The organism is Candidatus Darwinibacter acetoxidans (genome assembly GCF_041936445.1).
Lineage (GTDB): Bacteria > Bacillota > Limnochordia > Darwinibacteriales > Darwinibacteriaceae > DTU010.
The window spans coordinates 1-2485 of the sequence record NZ_JBHGXH010000155.1; the positions used below are offsets into that span (position 1 = coordinate 1).

Here is a 2485-nt window from a genome sequence, read left to right on the forward strand (position 1 = left end):
TGCTCGTCACTGCCTTTGCCCGTGCTATTTCCTCGCGCAAATCATCGCCCTTTATGCTTTCGTCGTTTAAGCGTTCTAGTTGCTCAAAAAGATGATTGTTTAAGTCTCCAAGGGTGTTTCTCGGCATTTATATCACCTCCGCTCTTCGCTTATTGCCTTCATGCACCCCGCCACTTTCTCTGCCCACCGAGGATCTGACGCGTACCAGGCCCCGATCTCTTCCAGGCTCCCGCTGTCTGCTATCAGCCGGGCCAGGTAAAATATGCAATCATCCCTCGTCGTAAAAGTCAAAGCTCGTCCAGGGCAGTCATCGTATGCCCCCAGCCCGGCCAGGTTGTTTTTATCCCGGGCCAGCTTTGACGTTCCCCAGCCGCTCTCGTGAGCGCAGATCGCGGCCAGCACCACGGCGTTGACGCCGTATGCTTTCTCGGCGCCATAGAAGGCTTGTCCCAGGCCGGCCAGCCCGGTGCCAGCAAAGACCCGCTCGAAGCGCGCAGCCGTAAAACCGGAGGGCGTTGATAGCGGCATGGTAGCCACGGTTACCCGGCCGCTACGTGACGGCGCAGCTGAGCGCTCAGCAATCTGCTGCATTTGGTGTAGGTTTAAGAGCATTTCTTCCAGCGCTTCCAGGCGCTCCGCTGCTTCGTCGAGCTGTTCTCTGGCCTCCCGAAGCTGCTCCAGGTAGATCTCAGCGTCCCGCTCCGCCCGCTCCAGAGCTTCGAGCCGCTCCTGTCGGACGATAGCTAGGTAGCTGCCGGTGCCCACGGTCATGACGAGCACGGCCAGGGCGGTGGAGAAGAGGAGATATTGCCAGCGTTTCATTTCTCACCATCTCCCAACATTTTCATTCCGCCGGCGAGCTGCTTCATCATGTCGCGAACTGCTGGCGGCAAAAGGGCCTGCTCCTGCTCGCGCTTCTGGTGGACCTCATACATCCGCAGAAACTGGCCACGGTCAACGCTGATTTTCTCGCTCATGCAGATGGTCTGAAAGCCCATCCAGCGGACCACCTCCGCCACGTGCTCCGGCAGCGACGCCAGGGCTTCGCCTTCGCGGTAGTAGCCATACTCATGCACGGCCTTCAGGACCATCCCCCAGGCTTCCGGGGCGGAGAGGATATGCCCCCGGCTGATCTCAGCAGCAGCCTGGCGGATCTTGCCGATGGTAGGCAGGGTAGGGTATTCATCCGTCGCGATGATCTTTTTCACCGCAGCAGCCGCCAGGTCGTATGACAGGTCTTTTAGCATCTCGAAGTAGGCGTCTATTGTGGGCCGGGCAACAGGCTTGTCCACCGCAGCCATCACAAAGCCCATCAACTTGGTAAATTCACTGCTCGTCATGTCGTTTGTCCTCCGCGAATTCTTTTAGTGCGCTCCAGCCCTTCGGCACCGTCGGGGCCGGGGTGTAGTCATCCTCCCAGCCCTTAGCGTTTAGCCAGGTAGCCGGGTAGGGGATGAATTGGCCGCCATCTTTCTGCCAGTCCGCCGAAGTCTTGGCCCGCTCCAGGGCAGATAGTATCTCGCCCGTGAGCTGCTCGTCCGGCTTGATCTTGGCCCAGGCTTTTTCAGCTTGCCCCTTGCTGCGCTTTTTGGGGTAGGCGGTCCAGAAGGTTTCAAAGCGATCCTTTAACGTGCTCTGCGTACTAGTTGGATTCGGATTGGATTCGGATTCTAGATTGGATTGGATTGGATTCTCGGGGACATCTGATAACAGATGCTTTCCGTTGATTTCATCTGCTATCTTGTGGATAACTCCGTCATCAGGTGCAGGGAACTTGCTTCTCTTTGCTCGTATTTGCTGATGCTTTTCCCATGTTGTCATCTGGAGATACATTTTGCCATCAGCTTCGTAGGTAAAGATCAGCCCCTGCTTTATCAGGCTATCCATCCAGGCCCGTATATCCTTGTCTTTAACGCTATCAATCCGCAGCGGGAAACACTTCGCCCGCAGGATCGGCAGCCGGGCGTCCATGCGTCCAAAGTCGTCGCAGTTGACGATGATCCGGTAAAAGAGGATTTCCTCTTCCGGCTTCAGCGCGTCGATCTCGTTACTGGTGCAGATTGATTCTTTTATGATCCTGTTTGGCACCCTATCACCCCCGCTCCTCCAGATCCATGATCAGCACGGCAACCTCATAATCCGGCCTGTCCACCGCCTCGGCCACTTCCCACACCTTAGCCCCGCGCTCCCGCATCTCGCGCACAGTCTCCAGCTCTTCTGCCGTCCACGCCAGGTTCCAGTCGCTCCCGGCGATGTAAAACTCCCCGCGCTTGGCGTAGTCGAGGTGGGCCAGTTCGATGCGCTGCGGGCGGCTCACTGGTCGGCCTCCTGACATTCGGGGCAAACATCTTCCCATTCGCCGTCCCGTTTTTGGCTTTTCCAACCGTTGGCCTTTTTGTAATTCACAGCATCGTAAAACTCGAAAAAATCCTCATCAGCATCTTCGCCGCAGATGTCGCAGGCCAGGCTATAAATTCCGCAATTT

4 protein-coding genes are annotated in these 2485 nt (G+C 57.0%); all 4 read right to left on the minus strand.

Going from position 1 to position 2485, the window contains the following annotated elements; all coding sequences use genetic code 11:
- Positions 1 to 132: 132 nt before the first annotated feature.
- From ACE4YL_RS05945 to ACE4YL_RS05960, 4 genes are read right to left on the minus strand one after another with little or no spacing between them, the layout of a single operon-like run.
- Entirely contained in the window at positions 133 to 822 is a 690-nt protein-coding gene (locus ACE4YL_RS05945; RefSeq protein WP_461369357.1) for a glucosaminidase domain-containing protein, read from the minus strand.
- Complete coding sequence (locus tag ACE4YL_RS05950) at positions 819 to 1340, minus strand: replicative helicase loader/inhibitor (RefSeq protein ID WP_461369358.1); 522 nt, start codon at positions 1338 to 1340, stop codon at positions 819 to 821. The genes ACE4YL_RS05945 and ACE4YL_RS05950 overlap by 4 nt, the downstream gene beginning before the upstream one ends.
- Positions 1327 to 2088 (minus strand): transcriptional regulator, encoded by a 762-nt coding sequence (locus ACE4YL_RS05955; RefSeq protein ID WP_461369359.1) that lies wholly within the window; start codon positions 2086 to 2088, stop codon positions 1327 to 1329. Before ACE4YL_RS05955 ends, ACE4YL_RS05950 begins: the two co-directional genes overlap by 14 nt.
- A gap of 4 nt (positions 2089 to 2092) precedes the next feature.
- Positions 2093 to 2317, minus strand: a complete 225-nt coding sequence (locus ACE4YL_RS05960) for a hypothetical protein (RefSeq protein ID WP_461369360.1) — start codon at positions 2315 to 2317, stop codon at positions 2093 to 2095.
- Between the last annotated feature and the right edge of the window lie 168 nt (positions 2318 to 2485).